General features: G+C 47.0%; 15 protein-coding genes and 1 tRNA gene. 7 read left to right on the top strand and 9 right to left on the bottom strand.

The features are described 5' to 3' along the window. Window positions 1-22: 22 nt before the first annotated feature. Complete coding sequence (locus BLS03_RS14660) at window positions 23-1,255, bottom strand: DUF2066 domain-containing protein (RefSeq protein ID WP_093275427.1); 1,233 nt, start codon at window positions 1,253-1,255, stop codon at window positions 23-25. A gap of 207 nt (window positions 1,256-1,462) precedes the next feature. Between BLS03_RS14660 and BLS03_RS14655 the strand changes: the two genes are divergently transcribed. After that, a complete protein-coding gene (locus BLS03_RS14655; protein WP_093275425.1) occupies window positions 1,463-2,713 on the top strand; it encodes a uracil-xanthine permease family protein in 1,251 nt (416 codons plus the stop codon). 139 nt (window positions 2,714-2,852) lie between these two features. Here the strand turns inward: BLS03_RS14655 and ybaK are convergent, their stop codons facing one another. The 8 genes from ybaK to hemA all read right to left on the bottom strand — a co-directional run bounded on the left by ybaK (window position 2,853) and on the right by hemA (window position 10,889). Then, window positions 2,853-3,329, bottom strand: coding sequence for a Cys-tRNA(Pro) deacylase (gene ybaK, locus BLS03_RS14650; protein ID WP_093275421.1), 477 nt, complete (start codon window positions 3,327-3,329; stop codon window positions 2,853-2,855). A 124-nt stretch (window positions 3,330-3,453) separates the two neighbouring features. Beyond that, the gene (gene ushA / locus BLS03_RS14645) at window positions 3,454-5,115 is read right to left on the bottom strand and encodes a bifunctional UDP-sugar hydrolase/5'-nucleotidase UshA (RefSeq protein WP_093275417.1); all 1,662 of its coding nucleotides are present in this window, start codon (window positions 5,113-5,115) and stop codon (window positions 3,454-3,456) included. A 450-nt stretch (window positions 5,116-5,565) separates the two neighbouring features. Then, window positions 5,566-6,417 (bottom strand): 3-deoxy-8-phosphooctulonate synthase, encoded by an 852-nt coding sequence (gene kdsA / locus BLS03_RS14640; RefSeq protein ID WP_093275415.1) that lies wholly within the window; start codon window positions 6,415-6,417, stop codon window positions 5,566-5,568. Between the two features lie 21 nt (window positions 6,418-6,438). Then, complete coding sequence (locus BLS03_RS14635) at window positions 6,439-7,248, bottom strand: SirB1 family protein (protein ID WP_093275411.1); 810 nt, start codon at window positions 7,246-7,248, stop codon at window positions 6,439-6,441. A 12-nt stretch (window positions 7,249-7,260) separates the two neighbouring features. Further along, the gene (locus BLS03_RS14630) at window positions 7,261-7,644 is read right to left on the bottom strand and encodes a SirB2 family protein (protein WP_093275409.1); all 384 of its coding nucleotides are present in this window, start codon (window positions 7,642-7,644) and stop codon (window positions 7,261-7,263) included. A 17-nt stretch (window positions 7,645-7,661) separates the two neighbouring features. Next, entirely contained in the window at window positions 7,662-8,507 is an 846-nt protein-coding gene (prmC, locus tag BLS03_RS14625; RefSeq protein WP_093275406.1) for a peptide chain release factor N(5)-glutamine methyltransferase, read from the bottom strand. A 12-nt stretch (window positions 8,508-8,519) separates the two neighbouring features. Then, window positions 8,520-9,608, bottom strand: a complete 1,089-nt coding sequence (prfA, locus tag BLS03_RS14620; protein ID WP_093275404.1) for a peptide chain release factor 1 — start codon at window positions 9,606-9,608, stop codon at window positions 8,520-8,522. Window positions 9,609-9,629: 21 nt separating this feature from the next. Then, a complete protein-coding gene (hemA, locus tag BLS03_RS14615; RefSeq protein WP_093275401.1) occupies window positions 9,630-10,889 on the bottom strand; it encodes a glutamyl-tRNA reductase in 1,260 nt (419 codons plus the stop codon). A 162-nt stretch (window positions 10,890-11,051) separates the two neighbouring features. On the opposite strand from hemA, the gene lolB reads away from it, so the two are divergent. The 6 genes from lolB (at window position 11,052) to BLS03_RS14585 (ending at window position 15,771) form a co-directional block, all read left to right on the top strand. Next, complete coding sequence (gene lolB, locus BLS03_RS14610; protein WP_093275398.1) at window positions 11,052-11,666, top strand: lipoprotein insertase outer membrane protein LolB; 615 nt, start codon at window positions 11,052-11,054, stop codon at window positions 11,664-11,666. Continuing rightward, entirely contained in the window at window positions 11,666-12,538 is an 873-nt protein-coding gene (gene ispE, locus BLS03_RS14605; RefSeq protein WP_093275396.1) for a 4-(cytidine 5'-diphospho)-2-C-methyl-D-erythritol kinase, read from the top strand. The genes lolB and ispE overlap by 1 nt, the downstream gene beginning before the upstream one ends. Before the next feature lie 28 nt (window positions 12,539-12,566). Further along, entirely contained in the window at window positions 12,567-13,514 is a 948-nt protein-coding gene (locus BLS03_RS14600) for a ribose-phosphate pyrophosphokinase (protein WP_093275393.1), read from the top strand. Window positions 13,515-13,713: 199 nt separating this feature from the next. Beyond that, window positions 13,714-14,304 (top strand): aminoacyl-tRNA hydrolase, encoded by a 591-nt coding sequence (gene pth, locus BLS03_RS14595; RefSeq protein ID WP_093275390.1) that lies wholly within the window; start codon window positions 13,714-13,716, stop codon window positions 14,302-14,304. A gap of 10 nt (window positions 14,305-14,314) precedes the next feature. Further along, complete coding sequence (ychF, locus tag BLS03_RS14590) at window positions 14,315-15,406, top strand: redox-regulated ATPase YchF (RefSeq protein ID WP_093275388.1); 1,092 nt, start codon at window positions 14,315-14,317, stop codon at window positions 15,404-15,406. Between the two features lie 288 nt (window positions 15,407-15,694). Then, window positions 15,695-15,771, top strand: a tRNA-Met gene (locus tag BLS03_RS14585). Window positions 15,772-15,882 lie beyond the last annotated feature (111 nt).

The raw sequence follows: 15,882 nt of genomic DNA, 5'->3' as shown, positions 1-15,882 counted from the left end.
CGGCTCTTTTTTATTATTCAAATTACTGCTCGAGTTCGACATTTTCATCGAGGTGTGGCTGATCATCGCTAAAATCAGGATGAACGCCTTGTCCTTGCCATTGGAAGTTCAACACTCGCTCTGGGGCAACAACTGGCACTTGAGCACTGTTCATTGAAATCGCATCCTGAGCATGGGATTCGATTGGCAATGCGCCACCAGCAAGTTCAGACTGTACTTGCGATTGAGGATTGGCGGCAGCGGTTTCGGTCTGGCTTGGTAGAACGGTATCTTCCAATTGCAGCACCAAACCCATGCTATTCACTTGCTGCTCAAATTCTTGCGCAGAGGTTAACAGATGAACATTAAACGTTACGGTATCGGCTTTGATGGTTAAAACATCCAGCGAGGCCACTGAGCTCAACGCTTTAAGTTTATTCTCCAACACAAAGAAGCTCACGCCATCATCAATTTCAGAGAAGCGCACTTTAAGCGATTCAGATGACTCACTGGCCACCACTACCGCCGCTTTCTTGGCAAAGTAATCACTGAGCTTGTTGACCATCTCTTTAGCGGCATCATCGCCTGAAGCGCTGCCAACTAGCGGTGCTTGACGGGTTTGACCAAGCATAATTGGCTTTTGGTCATATAGCGTCCAGCGCAGCTGTGGACCTTGCACTTTAACCACAAGCACGGCGTCAGCTTGGTAGCGTTTACTCGCTTGACGCAGGGGATCAACAAACCCGCCCCACAAATCGGAGACTTCAATACCAGTAATGTCATCGAAGTCGCCCACTGGCACAGTAAATGGCAAACCACGCACTTTGGCTTGCGCAAGCAAGCTAGTTAAAATGTTTGAATCAGAATGTTCCCACGCGATGGTGCGGTCATAACGGTTTTCTTCCACCAACCAAACCAACACATCGGGACGATTTTCCGGCCAAAATGGCACTTGCGCCTGAGTAAAAAGATCACGCAGTTGACTGCCACTAAAGGTCATCTTTAGGGTTGCTTTGTCATCTGCTTGGCCTTGGCTAAATTGGGCTAAATAGTGTGCGCTGTTCGATAAAGCCTTTTGAATCGCTTGATTATCCAGTGTATTTTGATCGCCAGACGCGCGAACAATCACTTCTTTCATACCAGCAATTCGAGCGGCTTCTTCTGCGTTGCTGTCATCCTGATCTACCACAACTTCGCTACGATAAAGATCAACATGGCTAAAAGCAAAGGCCGGAAGGTGGACCAATCCTAATGCCAATAACGCTAATTTACGCATACTTGTCCTACATAATTCATTGAGATGGTTGATGATAAGCAACTATACCATCTAGAGCAACTTTATCGCGACCAAACAAAGAGGTGAAGTCACGATTCTGACTTCAAACTAACGTTTTAAACACGCACTTTGATCTATTTCAGATTGCAAACGATTGCTGTGGTGCTAAAATCCCGCGAATTTTGTTTACTGCATGGAATGTTCGAGATGAAAAATATGATACAAGGGGCGCAAATGCTGTTTGTCGCCTTTGGTGCCTTGGTGTTGGTTCCTCTCCTTACGGGACTTGACCCCAACGTTGCTCTATTTGGTGCTGGTATGGGCACCCTACTGTTCCAATTAATCACTCGCCGCTCTGTTCCTATCTTCCTCGCTTCTTCTTTTGCTTTTATCGCTCCGATCCTTGTTGGTGTCCAAAACTGGGGTATTGCTGCCACGATGGGCGGCCTTATGGCGGCAGGTTTTGTCTACGTGATACTTGGCGCGGTCATCAAAGTACGTGGCGTGGGTTTCATTCATACTCTGCTACCGCCTGTGGTTGTTGGCCCAGTGATTATGGTTATCGGTCTTGGCCTAGCGCCTTCGGCGGTCAATATGGCGCTTGGCAAAGCAGGTGACGGATCGGTGCAATTGATTGACGCTAACGCATCACTGTGGATTTCGGCGATCTCACTTATCACCACGATTGCTATTAGCGTGTTTGCCAAAGGCTTTATGAAGCTACTGCCTATCTTTGGCGGCATTGTCGCGGGCTACTTAACCAGCCTGTATTTTGGTGTGGTGAGCTTTGAGCCTGTTACGCAAGCATCATGGTTATCATTACCAAACTTCACCTTCCCTGAATTTAATATCAACGCAGTGCTGTTCATGATTCCGGTGGCGATCGCACCTGCCGTTGAACACGTGGGCGACATGCTGGCGATTTCAAATGTAACCGGTAAAGACTACATCAAAAAGCCCGGTCTGCACCGCACCATCACTGGTGACGGAATTGCAACCATCGCGGCGTCTATGGTTGGCGCGCCGCCAAACACAACTTATAGCGAAGTTACTGGCGCTGTGATGCTGACCAAAGCATTTAACCCAGTCATCATGACTTGGGCTGCGGTTACCGCCATCGTTCTTGCTTTAGTTGGTAAGTTAGGCGCTCTGCTGCAAACCGTACCTGTGCCAGTGATGGGCGGCATTATGATTTTGCTGTTTGGTTCTATCGCAACTGTTGGCCTAAATACGCTGATTAAAAATAACGTCGACTTACACAAATCACGTAACTTAGTGATTGTTGCTGTGACCTTAGTCTTTGGTATCGGTGGCATGGCGTTTGGCATCGGTGACTTTAGCCTACAAGGTGTTAGCCTCTGCGGCATCGTCGCGATTCTGCTCAATCTGGTTTTGCCAAAAGATCTTGGCGAAAATCATATTGTGGATAACGCGCAAATCGAAGATGAGTCACGCTAATTGTCGATGAATAACGTCAATTGGCGATAAGGCAAACTTGCCTGAGCATCTCAAATCAACAAGGCGGCTAAAAATAGCCGCCTTGGTTTTATCGATATGTTAGTTTTATCGATATTTTGCCTGCCAAAAAGTCGCGTGTTTAATCTTGGCACAGCGCAACAAATTGGCCGCGTGTCAGCATCGCCAAATCTTTCGGCGCCAGTTCAATTTCTAAGCCGCGTTTGCCCGCACTAACACAAATCGTAGCGTGCTCAAGCGCACTTTCATGAATAAAGGTCGGCAGCGCTTTCTTCTGCCCGAGCGGACTAATGCCGCCAACGACATAACCTGTCGTCTTTTGCGCGATGTCTGGATTCGCCATCTCAGCTTTTTTTGCCTTGGCAGCTTTAGCGGCCAATTTGAGGTTGAGTTGATGGTCAACCGGAATGATCGCCACCGCTAACTGATTCGCGGCCCCGTTAAGACAAAACAGCAAGGTTTTAAAAACTTGGCTTGGGTCTTGGCCAAGCACTTCTGCCGCTTCCAAACCGTAACTTTGTGCGCGCGGGTCGTGGTCATATTGATGAATGGTGTGAACGATTTTTTTCTTTTTAGCGAGATTGATTGCAGGTGTCATCGCGACAGAAGCTCCCTCATTGATGAATAAAATGCTGTGTAAACAGACGTCATAGACATAAAAAAACAAAACGCCGCATTGGTGCGGCGTTTTAGTTAATGACAATCCAATCGTGGAGTCAATATTACTTGTAGACGATTTCCCCGGCTGGCGCGAATTTATTCACATCCAACGGGCTATTGGTCTCTAAGAAGTCTTTCAGCACCTCAGCATCCACAAAACCTGTGTTCACAAAGCCCGGATGATTGGTAATCTTCGGATAACCATCACCACCAGCGGCATTAAAGCTTGGCACGGTAAAGCGGTAAGTGTCGTCCAAACGCAGCTGTTCACCACCGATAAACACGTTGTTGACTTTGCCGTGTTCAACCGTCATCGAGATACCCGAAAACTGAGCATAAGCGCCCGAATCAACCGGTTTGGTTGCTACTTCGTTTAGGTAATCCATCACTTCTGCGCCGCTCATATCAACATAAGTAACGTTGTTGGCAAAAGGTTGCACGCGCAATACGTCTTTATACGTAACATCACCGCCTTCAATCGAGTCACGAACGCCGCCGGAGTTCATAATCGCGAAGTCTGCTTTGGCACGCTGCATATGTGCAGTGGCAATCAAACGGCCTAAGTTGGTTTGTTGGAAGCGCACCACATGGCGGTCGCCTTCTAGCTTACCATTGGTTTCAGCGATCTTAACATTAAGCTGAGTTTGACCTTTTTCTTGGTAAGGGCGCAGAAAATCAAGCATAGCTTGGTCTTCTGGAATGGCTTTTTCGTACAACACGCGTTGGCTTTCACCGTTGACTTTAACTTTCTTCTTCAAGTTAACGGGAACCAAATCGTAGCTGACAAGATTCAATTGGCCATTACGGAATTCATAGTCAGCACGGCCGACGTATTTACCCCACTCGTGCGCTTGAACAATGTAAGTGCCGTTTTGTTGATCCGGTTTACACTCATCGCTTGGTACAAAGTTTTTCTTCATCACATTTGGCGCTTCCATACACACAGGATCCTGTGAGTGACCGCCAACAATCATGTTCAATGAACCTTCATCTAAATAGCGCGCTAAAGCCACATCACCTGGCGCATTGATACCATGGTTACCGTTGTCATAGTGGCCCATGTGGGTCACAGCAAAGATAAGATCCGGATGCTCTTTTTGTTTGATTTCAGCAATCAGCTGCTTGGCTTCGACTTTCGGGTCACGAAACTCAAGGCCGCCGATATACTCTGGGTTACCAATTTTCGCGGTATCTTCGGTCGTTAAACCGATAACCGCGATTTTAATGCCTTGCTTATCAAACATTTGATAAGGCTGGAACAAGCGTTTACCCGTTTTCTTATCGTAAATGTTGGCGGAAAGCATTGGGAAGTTTGCCCATTCTTCTTGCTTAAACAGCACATCGAGTGGGTTATCAAATTCGTGGTTACCGATAGCCATTGCATCGTAACCAATTTTGCTCATCCCTTTAAAATCAGGCTCCGCTTCCTGAAGGTCTGACTCTGGAACACCGGTGTTAATATCGCCGCCTGAAAACAGCAACACACTTCCGCCTTCAGCACGTACTTGCTGTCGAATTTCATCAACCAGCGTTTTACGTGCCGCCATGCCGTACTCACCGTATTGGTTTTGCCAAAATCGACCATGATGATCATTGGTGTGAAGGACGGTTAATTTATAGGTTTTATCCGCCTGCCACTCATGGGCAGGTTGCGATGCGCAGCCAACTAAGGTTGCTAAAATCGCCGCACTCAGTGCTGTTGTTTTAATCAGGCGTTGCTTCATTGTCATACCTTTTTATCTTTATCTAGATTCCACTGCCTTGGTTTTAAAGACGTCCATATTAGCTAAAGCCAAGCGGCACCAAAGTGCCAGACAAATCTATAAAACTTGACACAGTCTAAGTTAAGTTCACGTAAGCGTGGTAAGCATTTCATATTTATGATGCTTAGATCACTATTAAGAATAAGAATCGGTGAAACAAATACTTAGCCATATCAATCGATCCAAACTATCAGCTTAGGCGCGCTTTTCCTTGCACTGAATACACTGCCCTACATGGTTTTTTAACTTGATCACACATTCCACATAACTCGTCATCATCGATAATCGAACTATCTTGGCTCACGGGTATCTTTTGAGCACAAAAAAGGCAGCCAAATGGCTGCCTTTACAAGGTCAGAATAAGCAACGCTAAGCGCGCAACTATCATCTGTGATTACGGATATAAACCGCTTATTTGATATCGATATGCGCAAAGCTTTTGATCAAATCATCCAGCGCTTTCATTTGCGCAAGGAACGGCTCTAGTTTATCCAGTGGAAGTGCTGATGGTCCGTCACACTTCGCCTGATCAGGGTTTGGATGCGCTTCGATAAACAAGCCCGCGATACCCGTGGCAAGACCCGCTTTCGCCAGTTCAACCGTTTGCTCACGACGACCACCAGATGCTGCGCCACTCGCTTCACGAGTTTGCAGTGAGTGTGTCACGTCAAAAATGATTGGGCTGCCTTGAGAGGCTTTTTTCATTACACCAAAGCCAAGCATATCAACCACTAGGTTGTCATAACCCATGCAGCTACCACGTTCACAAAGGATGATTTTGTCGTTGCCACATTCTGCGAATTTTTCAACGATATTGCCAACTTGGCCTGGGCTCATAAACTGAGGTTTTTTGACATTGATGACCGCGCCAGTTTTTGCCATTGCTTCAACTAAATCGGTTTGACGAGCCAAAAACGCTGGCAACTGAATCACATCAACAACTTCTGCAACTGGCTGAGCTTGCGCTTCGGTGTGCACGTCAGTGATGATCTTAACGCCAAATGTTTCTTTGATTTCTTGGAAAATTTTCATTCCTTCGTCAAGACCTGGGCCACGGTAAGAGTGTACTGAGCTGCGGTTGGCTTTATCAAAAGACGCTTTGAACACGTATGGAATACCGAGTTTTTCCGTCACTTTTACATAGTGCTCACAGATTTGCATCGCCATGTCGCGCGATTCAAGCACATTCATGCCGGCAAACAAAGTAAACGGCTTGTCGTTAGCAACTGGGATATCACCAACATGAACAATTTTTTGTTGCATAATGTTCTCTCTAATTTGAAATTAATGCAGCGTCACCGAGTTTTCACTCAATGCACTCACTTGATTTTTTAGTAGCTCCGAAGCCGGATCATCTGGGCACTGTTCAATAAAGTATTGAAAGTCAGAAAGTGCAACCTGATGGCAGTCTAACTGCTGATAAATAAAGCCACGGTCTCGAATTTCATACGGATCGTCTGGCACAAAGGTTAACGCTAAGTCCGTGCAGCGCAGCGCCAAGGTATAACGCTCCTCACGTAACAAGGCACTTTTCAGTAGCGCCAACCAACGCCCAATCACGGTTGGGTTGTCGGTGGTTTCAAGGTGTTCGGCCTTAAGTTTGGCCAGCGGCCCACTGTGACCAATCAGCCAAGCGTGCAACGTGTGCTCTGACACGTATTCACCGTCATAGGGGTTAATATAACGCGCTTGCTCACCGTACCAGTCGATCTTAATTAAGAATTGAGTTGGAAAAGTCACCCCTTCAAGCGGAAAGCCGAGCTTTCTGCCGAAATACAGCAATAAAGCGCCAAGGCTGACAGGAATCCCTTTACGACGTTTGAGGACTTTATCGATAAAACCATTGGCAGAATCGTAATAAGCATTGCGATCGCCTTCAAATCCCCACTGATGGTAAAACAAGCGTAAAAATGCATCAAAGCGTTGCTGCTCGTCGCGCTCATTGACTAACGCCAGTTCTGCTTCTTTGAGCAAACGCGCCAGTTCGGCTTCACACCAGCTAACTTGGGTATCAGGATTAACGGCTTGGTTTAATGCCAACGCCCCTTCCACCAATTCCATTGCGTCAAAATCTTCATCACACAGATTTAGCATGGGTTGGCCACCTTATCCCATTAGAATTGGCATTTTGGTCACAGCAATTTTCCCTGCCATCACCAACCAACCGAGCGCACCTAAAAACGCAAAGATGCGAAGTAAGCGGTTTTTCCCCAATTTAAGGGCAAACAGAGCGAGTGCAAAGTACGCCAAAATGCAGGTAATTTTTTCGGTCAGCCAAGGTGCGGCTGGCGTAAAAGGAATAAATCCAGTGATGTAAATCAGACCGATACCGGAGAGTAACAAACAGGTATCGTTGATGTGGGGAAAGACTTTAAGAAACTTGTTTTGCGTAAGAGGCGAGTTCGCCATCATTAAGCCAAAGCGAATACATAAGAGCGTTGCGCTTAACGCGACGGTTAATAGGTGAAAGTGCTTTAAACCTTCATACATAAAATTTTCTCTCGTCCTTAATCTGTAAATTGACCCAGGGTGACACGGTCATTGCCGGCGTAATCTTGCTGCGTCGACACATCTTGATAACCAAATTGCTGAAAAATGGCTCTCACCGCTTCACCTTGCTCAAAGCCGTGTTCAAACAGCAACCAACCGCCGGCGACCAAATATTGACGCGCATGCTCAGTAATATAACGAATATCCGCTAAGCCATTATCATCGGCAACCAGCGCACTACGTGGTTCAAAGCGTACGTCACCTTGTGACAAGTGCGGGTCCGCGCCGTCAATATACGGTGGATTCGATACAATCAAAGCAAACTTTGTACCATTTTTCAGAGGTTCAAACCAACTTCCAGCCAAAAACTGTGCATTGCTGAGCGCCAATTTTTGTCCGTTACTGGCGGCAAGATCGCGCGCTTGCGGTTGCAAATCAATCCCCACCACTTGTCGATTAGGCAGCTCTGACGCCAGCGCCAGCGCAATCGCACCCGTGCCGGTGCCAAGATCTAGAATATCGCCTTGAATTTGCGGAGCTTTCTCAAGCGCCAACTCTACTAAACGCTCGGTATCCGGCCTTGGAATCAAGGTCGATGGCGCAACCGAAAGCGGCAACGACCAAAACTCACGTTCACCGACAATATACGCCACAGGTTCACCGGCCAAACGCCGCTCAACCACACTGGCAAACGTACTTAGTTCACTGTCGGTAAGCGCTTTTTCCGGCCAAGTAAACAGATACGAACGCGGCTTTTGTAGCGCATGACAAAGCAGCACCGAGGCATCAAGCTGCGGCGAATCACTGCCGCTTTGTGCAAATTGCGCGGCAGTTTGATTAAGCGCTTGTTCAATCGTGGTCACAAGGCTATCCAATTAGCTGTTGTCAGCCAACGCGGCTAATTGGTCCGCTTGGTGTTCTTGAATCACAGGATCAACCAAGCTTTGCAAATCGCCTTCCATCACTTCGTTTAAACGGTAAACCGTCAAGTTGATACGATGGTCAGAAACACGACCTTGCGGGTAGTTATAAGTACGAATGCGATCGCTTCGGTCACCAGAACCAAGCAAGTTACGACGGGTGTCTGAGACTTCCGCTGCGCGCTTAGCTTCTTCGGCTTGAATAATACGCGCCGCAAGCACCGCCATCGCTTTGGCTTTGTTTTTGTGCTGAGAACGCTCGTCCTGACATTCAACCACAGTACCGGTCGGTAAGTGCGTAATACGAATCGCAGAGTCAGTGGTGTTAACGTGCTGACCACCCGCGCCTGATGAACGGAAGGTATCGATTTTCAAGTCGCTGGCTTTGATTTCAGGGATTTCTGCTTCAGGAATTTCAGGCATGATCGCAACTGTACAGGCAGAGGTGTGGACACGACCTTGAGATTCTGTCGCTGGAACGCGCTGTACACGGTGACCGCCAGACTCAAATTTCAACATCCCGTAAGCACCGTCACCGCTGACTTTCGCGATCACTTCTTTAAAACCGCCGTGCTCTGCTTCGTTCGCAGACATCACTTCTACGCGCCAGCTTTTCTTCTCAGCAAAGCGGCTGTACATACGGAATAAGTCACCCGCAAAAATACCCGCTTCGTCACCGCCCGCACCCGCGCGGATTTCAAGGAAGCAGTTACGGTCATCGTTGGGATCTTTAGGCAGTAATAGAATTTGTAACTCGTCACTCAGACGTTCGATATTTTGTTTGGCTTCAGTAATCTCTTCCTGCGCCATTTCACGCATTTCTGGATCATCTTCTTTCGCCATTTCTTCAGCAGCCTGCAAATCTTCCTGCGCTTGCTGATAGGCTTGGAAACACTTGGTCACTTCTTCGAGCTGAGAATATTCCTTGGATAACGCACGGAATTTATTTTGATCGCCAATCACACCAGGATCGCCGAGAAGATGCTGAACCTCTTCATAACGTTCAACGAGAGTTTCTAGCTTAGTAAGAATTGAGGGTTTCATAGTTGTACTCAGGGATGATGATTATTGCGGGTCGTCAAGACCCAAACTTTGTCTTATTACCGTCAGTTTTGCCGGTTCGCCCTGCTCTGCGGCATTTTGTAGTGCTCGGGTCGGGGCGTGAATCAATTTGTTGGTGAGCTTGTTACTCAGCTCAGTTAATACTTTTTCTGGGTCGCCGCCTTGAGCAAGAGATTGCAAACTTTTCGCCAGCAACTCTTCACGAATCTGGTTGGCCGATTGACGATACTCGCGAATACTGTCGACCGCTTGAAGGGAGCGCATCCAAGACATAAAGGCTGCGCTTTCTTCACTAACGATCGCTTCGGCTTGAATCGCTTCAACTTTGCGCTGCTCAATGTTGCTATCGATGATCGACTGTAAATCGTCCACCGAATAGAGGTAAGCATCGTTCAAATCGCCGACTTGCGCTTCGATATCGCGCGGCACCGCGATATCCACCAGCAGCATAGGTTGATGGCGACGAGCTCGCAGCGCCGTTTCAACCATACCTTTACCTATAATAGGCAATGGGCTGGCGGTTGAACTGATCACAATGTCCGCTTTGGCAAGATGATCGGGAATTTCTGGCAAGCCTATCACTTCTGCGCCAAACTCACTGGCCAATTCCATCGCACGTTCGCGAGTACGGTTGGCGACAATCATTTTTTTACAGCCATTAGCGGCAAGGTGCTTAGCCACCAGTTCAATCGTTTCACCTGCGCCCACTAGCAACACGGTGGTATCGTGCAGAGATTCAAAAATATGTTTCGCAAGCGTGCATGCAGCATAAGCAACCGATACGGCATTGCCACCAATATCTGTTTCGGTACGTACACGTTTCGCAACTGAAAAGGCTTTTTGAAACAGTTTCTCAATCGCAGGGTCAACGGCTTTATTACCACGAGAGTCAAAATACGCTTGCTTCACTTGACCAAGGATTTGCGGCTCACCAAGCACCAACGAATCAAGCCCACACGACACGCGCATTAAATGGCGAATGGCCGCCTGCTCTTCGTGAATGTAGATGCTGGGTTTGAGCTCATCAGGGTTAACTTGATGAAATTGCGATAACCAATCAATCAGCTTACTTTTTCCTGACGATTTCACATCACAATAAATTTCGGTGCGGTTACAAGTAGAGACGATAACACTGCCGTTGACAATTGGATTCACACTCAGCTGTTGCAAAGCTTCTGGCAGCTTATCGGGGCCAAACGCAACTTTTTCGCGCAGCTCGACAGACGCCGTATTGTGATTAATACCAATAGCGAGCAAGGACATGTATCGTGGGTTCTCTGAATCTGGTCAAAATGAGTGAGGAAAGAATTTTACTTGATGCCCCGTATGAATGAAAGGGCATTCGGTATTTGTTTTCGTGAGTTAGTGATAACAATGTTATAGTACACCGCATGCGATTAGATGCCTGAAAAATATAGAGCCTTTATGATTAAATCTCAATTCCGTTTTGGTTGGTTGCTGTTTTTGACTTGGTTAATAGCAGGCTGTAGCAGCATAGACAACAGTACCACCAACGTTGAATGGCAAAGCCATCAACAGCGTTTAAGCACCATTTCTGACTATCGTGTGTCTGGCAAACTGGGTTACATTTCCCCAGCTGAGCGTCAATCGCTAAACTTTGTTTGGACCCATTCTGCCGCTAAAAGTCAGCTCAGGCTCACCAGCTTTCTTGGTCAAACCGTTCTCAATATGACCGTCACGCCGCAAGGCGCGCGCGTCGATACCTATGACGATCAGCAATTTGAAGCGCAAAGTGCAGAGCAATTGATTTATCGCTTAACCGGGCTACAAATCCCTATCGCGCCCCTTTCTTCTTGGCTGCTCGGCTCGCCACAAAACGCCGACGATTACCAATTGAACCAAACCAATACGTTAGATTGGTTAGACAAGACCATCAATGCCCAGCGCTGGCACCTTGATTACCAGTCTTATCAGGACATTGACGTAAACGGTACTACTTTACCGCTCCCCCATAAACTCAAGCTGACCCAAGACACTACAACCATTAATTTGGTGATTTCGAAATGGACAGTGAAATAATGATCACACGTAAAACAACTTGGCCATCACCGGCCAAATTAAACCTCTTTCTGTACATCACCGGTCAACGCCCCAACGGCTATCACGACCTGCAAACGCTATTTCAATTCCTTGATTACGGTGATGAACTTACCATCGAGGCCACTCAAGACGGTGAAATCCGTCTTACTCCTGATATTCCAGGCGTCGCCTTGCATGACAACCTGATTTGGAAAGCGGCTCAAGCACTCAAGGACTATACTGGTTGTCAGTATGGAGCCCATATCGAGCTACAAAAAATCCTGCCGATGGGCGGTGGCATCGGCGGTGGTTCATCCAATGCAGCCAGCGTGTTAGTGGCACTGAATTACTTATGGCAAACCGACGTACCGGTTGGTGAGCTCGCCGAACTTGGCTTAAAACTTGGCGCAGATGTTCCTGTCTTTGTACGTGGCAGTGCTGCTTTCGCAGAAGGTGTGGGTGAGAGACTTGAACCAACTGAACCGCAAGAAAAGTGGTACTTAGTGGTCAAGCCGAGCGTCAGTATTTCGACAGTCGATATTTTTACTCACCCAAATTTGACGCGTAACACGCCCAAGCGAGCACTGACAACGCTTCTTGACTCACCATACGAAAACGATTGCGAAAAAATTGTTCGAATGCTCTACCCAGAGGTTGATAAGCAACTTTCTTGGCTGCTACAATACGCGCCGTCTAGATTGACGGGGACGGGTTCATGCGTTTTTGCTGAATTCTCAACCCAGGACGATGCGCTTTCTGTCCTTCATAAATTGCCCGACTCAACCTCGGCTTTTGTGGCAAAAGGCAAGAACACTTCGCCGTTACATGAGACACTGACTAACTATCGTTTAGTCGACCAAAAATCTATCTAAAACTGGACGCAACCTTGAGGTTTCCACCGTGCCTGATATGAAGCTATTTGCTGGTAACGCAACGCCTGAACTAGCCCAACGTATTGCTGACCGTCTTTACATTTCCCTTGGTGATGCCACCGTTTCTCGCTTTTCTGATGGCGAAGTCGCAGTGCAAATCAACGAAAATGTACGTGGTAGCGATGTATTCATCATTCAATCTACCTGTGCCCCAACCAACGACAATCTAATGGAACTTGTGGTTATGATTGATGCAATGCGCCGTGCTTCAGCAGGTCGTATTACAGCAGTTATTCCTTACTTCGGTTATGCACGTCAAGATCGCCGCGTGCGTTCAGCCCGTGTGCCAATCACCGCCAAAGTTGTCGCTGATTTCCTTTCTAACGTTGGTGTTGACCGCGTTCTGACTATCGACTTACATGCAGAGCAGATCCAAGGCTTCTTCGATGTACCAGTAGATAACATTTTCGGTACACCAGTTCTACTTGAAGATATGGAAAACCGCGGCCTAGAAAACCCAGTTGTGGTTTCTCCAGACTTAGGTGGCGTGGTTCGTGCTCGCGCAACGGCAAAAGCACTGGGTGATATCGATATCGCTATCGTTGACAAACGTCGCCCACGTGCCAACGTTTCTGAAGTCATGAACCTTATCGGTGATGTTGAAGGTCGCGACTGTGTCATCGTCGATGACATGATCGACACTGGCGGCACGCTATGTAAAGCGGCTGAAGCGCTAAAAGAGCGCGGCGCGAAACGTGTATTTGCTTACGCAACTCACGCGGTATTCTCTGGTAACGCAGCAAGCAACATCAAAAACTCTGTGCTTGACCAAGTGATCATCACTGACTCAATCACACTGGCACCAGAAATGGCGGCAACAGGCAAAGTGACCCAATTGACCCTTTCAACTATGCTGGCAGAAGCGATTCGCCGCATCAGCAATGAAGAGTCTATTTCAGCGATGTTTAACGCGTAATACTGCGTGTATACAATCTGTCGCTGTTAATCATTCGTCGCGAGTCAACATCCGTCGAATACAGATAAAAGCACTTCTTTTATAGGAGTGCTTTTTTGTTTGCGCACCACGATCCTAAGCCAAATATCGCCTGTCTCGCACCAAGCGATATTTCTGTGCTATCATACCGCGCTTTTTAAGAATCCAGAGAGAACCTACCTTGAGTCAACAGATAAAACTGCTGGTTGGGCTAGCCAATCCTGGGCCAGAATACAAAAACACTCGTCATAATGCCGGCGCTTGGGTGGTTGAAGAACTGGCTCGCGTACACAACGTGGTATTAAAACATGAACCGAAATTTTTCGGTTTGACGGGACGCATTCTGGTCAATGGTCAAGATCTCCGTCTTCTTATCCCTGCTACCTTTATGAATTTGTCGGGCAAAGCTGTCTCAGCACTGGCAAAGTTCTATCAAATCACGCCCGAAGAGATCATGGTCGCCCATGATGAATTGGATTTACCCCCAGGGGTCGCTAAATTTAAGAAAGGCGGCGGTCACGGTGGGCACAATGGGCTGCGTGACATCATTAGTAAGCAGGGCAATAACAAAGATTTCTACCGTCTGCGGATTGGCATCGGCCATCCGGGACACAAAGATAAAGTTGCAGGCTATGTGCTGGGTAAAGCACCTGCAAGTGAACAACAATGCTTAGATGCTGCAGTGGACGAATCTGTTCGCTGCCTAGATATCTTACTTAAAGATGGCCTAAGCAAAGCACAAAATCGATTACACACGTTCAAAGCTGAATAAGGTTACTATCATGGGTTTTAAATGTGGCATCGTTGGTTTGCCAAACGTTGGTAAATCAACTCTGTTTAACGCACTCACTAAAGCGGGAATTGAAGCCGCTAACTTCCCTTTCTGTACTATCGAGCCAAATACCGGTGTAGTACCTGTGCCAGACTTACGTCTTGATGCATTGGCAAAAATCGTTAATCCGCAGAAAGTATTGCCAACCACGATGGAATTCGTTGATATCGCAGGTCTTGTTGCCGGCGCGTCTAAAGGTGAAGGCCTTGGTAACAAATTCCTGGCAAACATTCGCGAAACTGACGCGATTGGTCACGTAGTTCGCTGTTTTGAAAACGAAAACATCGTTCACGTAGCAGGTAAAGTATCTCCAATTGAAGATATCGAAGTTATCAATCTAGAGCTTGCGCTGGCGGATCTGGACTCTTGTGAACGTGCAATTCAACGTAACGCGAAGAAAGCCAAAGGCGGCGATAAAGACGCTAAATTTGAGTTAGCCGTGCTTGAGAAAATGCTACCAGTACTGACTGAAGGCGGAATGGCACGCAGCATTGAGCTATCAAAAGAAGAGCTCAATGCTATCGGTTACCTTAACTTTTTGACTCTAAAACCAACGATGTACATTGCTAACGTCAATGAAGATGGTTTTGAAGACAACCCATACCTTGATGCAGTACGCGAGTTCGCAGAAAAAGAGAACAACGTTGTCGTTCCTGTTTGTGCCGCCATCGAGTCTGAACTTTCTGAACTGGAAGATGATGAGCGTGAAGAGTTTCTCGCTGATATGGGAATTGAAGAGCCTGGCTTAAACCGTGTTATTCGCGCAGGTTACGAACTGCTAAGCCTTCACACCTACTTTACTGCCGGTGTTAAAGAAGTTCGCGCTTGGACCATTCCTGTTGGCGCAACCGCACCAAAAGCCGCAGGTAAAATCCACACTGACTTTGAAAAAGGCTTCATCCGCGCAGAAGTAGTTGGCTACGATGACTTTATTCAATTCAATGGTGAAAGTGGCGCCAAAGAAGCGGGTAAATGGCGTTTGGAAGGTAAAGAATACATTGTTAAAGATGGCGATGTGGTTCACTTCCGTTTCAACGTCTAATTAAGTTTATGAAACTTAGCTAAAAGTTGTTTTGAAAAAGCCAGTTTTTTAACTGGCTTTTTTATTAGAAAAATAAAAATTAGCGGCAATCTTACTTGCGGTGAAAAGCGTGTTTTCTAACAGTTTTTGATCATTAACGCGCCTCTTTGTTTAAAAAGAAACCGAACGATTCGTTTATCCCGATTTATTCAAAAAAAAAGTTGACGGTTCTAATCGATATCCGCATAATGCGCCCCGTTCCCGCAAGATGTGGTCTTGATTTGGGAGCAAAGAAAACAAAAAATTTATGGCTACGTAGCTCAGCTGGTTAGAGCACATCACTCATAATGATGGGGTCACAGGTTCGAATCCCGTCGTAGCCACCATTCCTAAACGCTTTTTATAAGAGTTTTTAGGAATAATGCGGAAATGGCGGAATTGGTAGACGCACCAGATTTAGGTTCTGGCGCCGCAAGGTGTGAGAGTTCAAGTCTCTC

Source organism: Vibrio xiamenensis, from assembly GCF_900100015.1.
GTDB classification, from domain to species: domain Bacteria; phylum Pseudomonadota; class Gammaproteobacteria; order Enterobacterales; family Vibrionaceae; genus Vibrio; species Vibrio xiamenensis.
The sequence above is the reverse complement of the archived record's forward strand: the minus strand, read 5'-3'. Positions and strand labels throughout refer to the sequence as shown.

Excerpts from the sequence above, each read along its gene's own strand:
- BLS03_RS14635 (WP_093275411.1), bottom strand. The coding sequence starts at position 7,248 with ATGCTAAATCTGTGTGATGAAGATTTTGACGCAATGGAATTGGTGGAA.
- ychF (WP_093275388.1), top strand. The coding sequence starts at position 14,315 with ATGGGTTTTAAATGTGGCATCGTTGGTTTGCCAAACGTTGGTAAATCA.
- BLS03_RS14655 (WP_093275425.1), top strand. The coding sequence starts at position 1,463 with ATGAAAAATATGATACAAGGGGCGCAAATGCTGTTTGTCGCCTTTGGT.
- ybaK (WP_093275421.1), bottom strand. The coding sequence starts at position 3,329 with ATGACACCTGCAATCAATCTCGCTAAAAAGAAAAAAATCGTTCACACC.
- BLS03_RS14630 (WP_093275409.1), bottom strand. The coding sequence starts at position 7,644 with ATGTATGAAGGTTTAAAGCACTTTCACCTATTAACCGTCGCGTTAAGC.
- ispE (WP_093275396.1), top strand. The coding sequence starts at position 11,666 with ATGATCACACGTAAAACAACTTGGCCATCACCGGCCAAATTAAACCTC.
- hemA (WP_093275401.1), bottom strand. The coding sequence starts at position 10,889 with ATGTCCTTGCTCGCTATTGGTATTAATCACAATACGGCGTCTGTCGAG.
- BLS03_RS14660 (WP_093275427.1), bottom strand. The coding sequence starts at position 1,255 with ATGCGTAAATTAGCGTTATTGGCATTAGGATTGGTCCACCTTCCGGCC.
- lolB (WP_093275398.1), top strand. The coding sequence starts at position 11,052 with ATGATTAAATCTCAATTCCGTTTTGGTTGGTTGCTGTTTTTGACTTGG.
- ushA (WP_093275417.1), bottom strand. The coding sequence starts at position 5,115 with ATGAAGCAACGCCTGATTAAAACAACAGCACTGAGTGCGGCGATTTTA.
- prfA (WP_093275404.1), bottom strand. The coding sequence starts at position 9,608 with ATGAAACCCTCAATTCTTACTAAGCTAGAAACTCTCGTTGAACGTTAT.
- kdsA (WP_093275415.1), bottom strand. The coding sequence starts at position 6,417 with ATGCAACAAAAAATTGTTCATGTTGGTGATATCCCAGTTGCTAACGAC.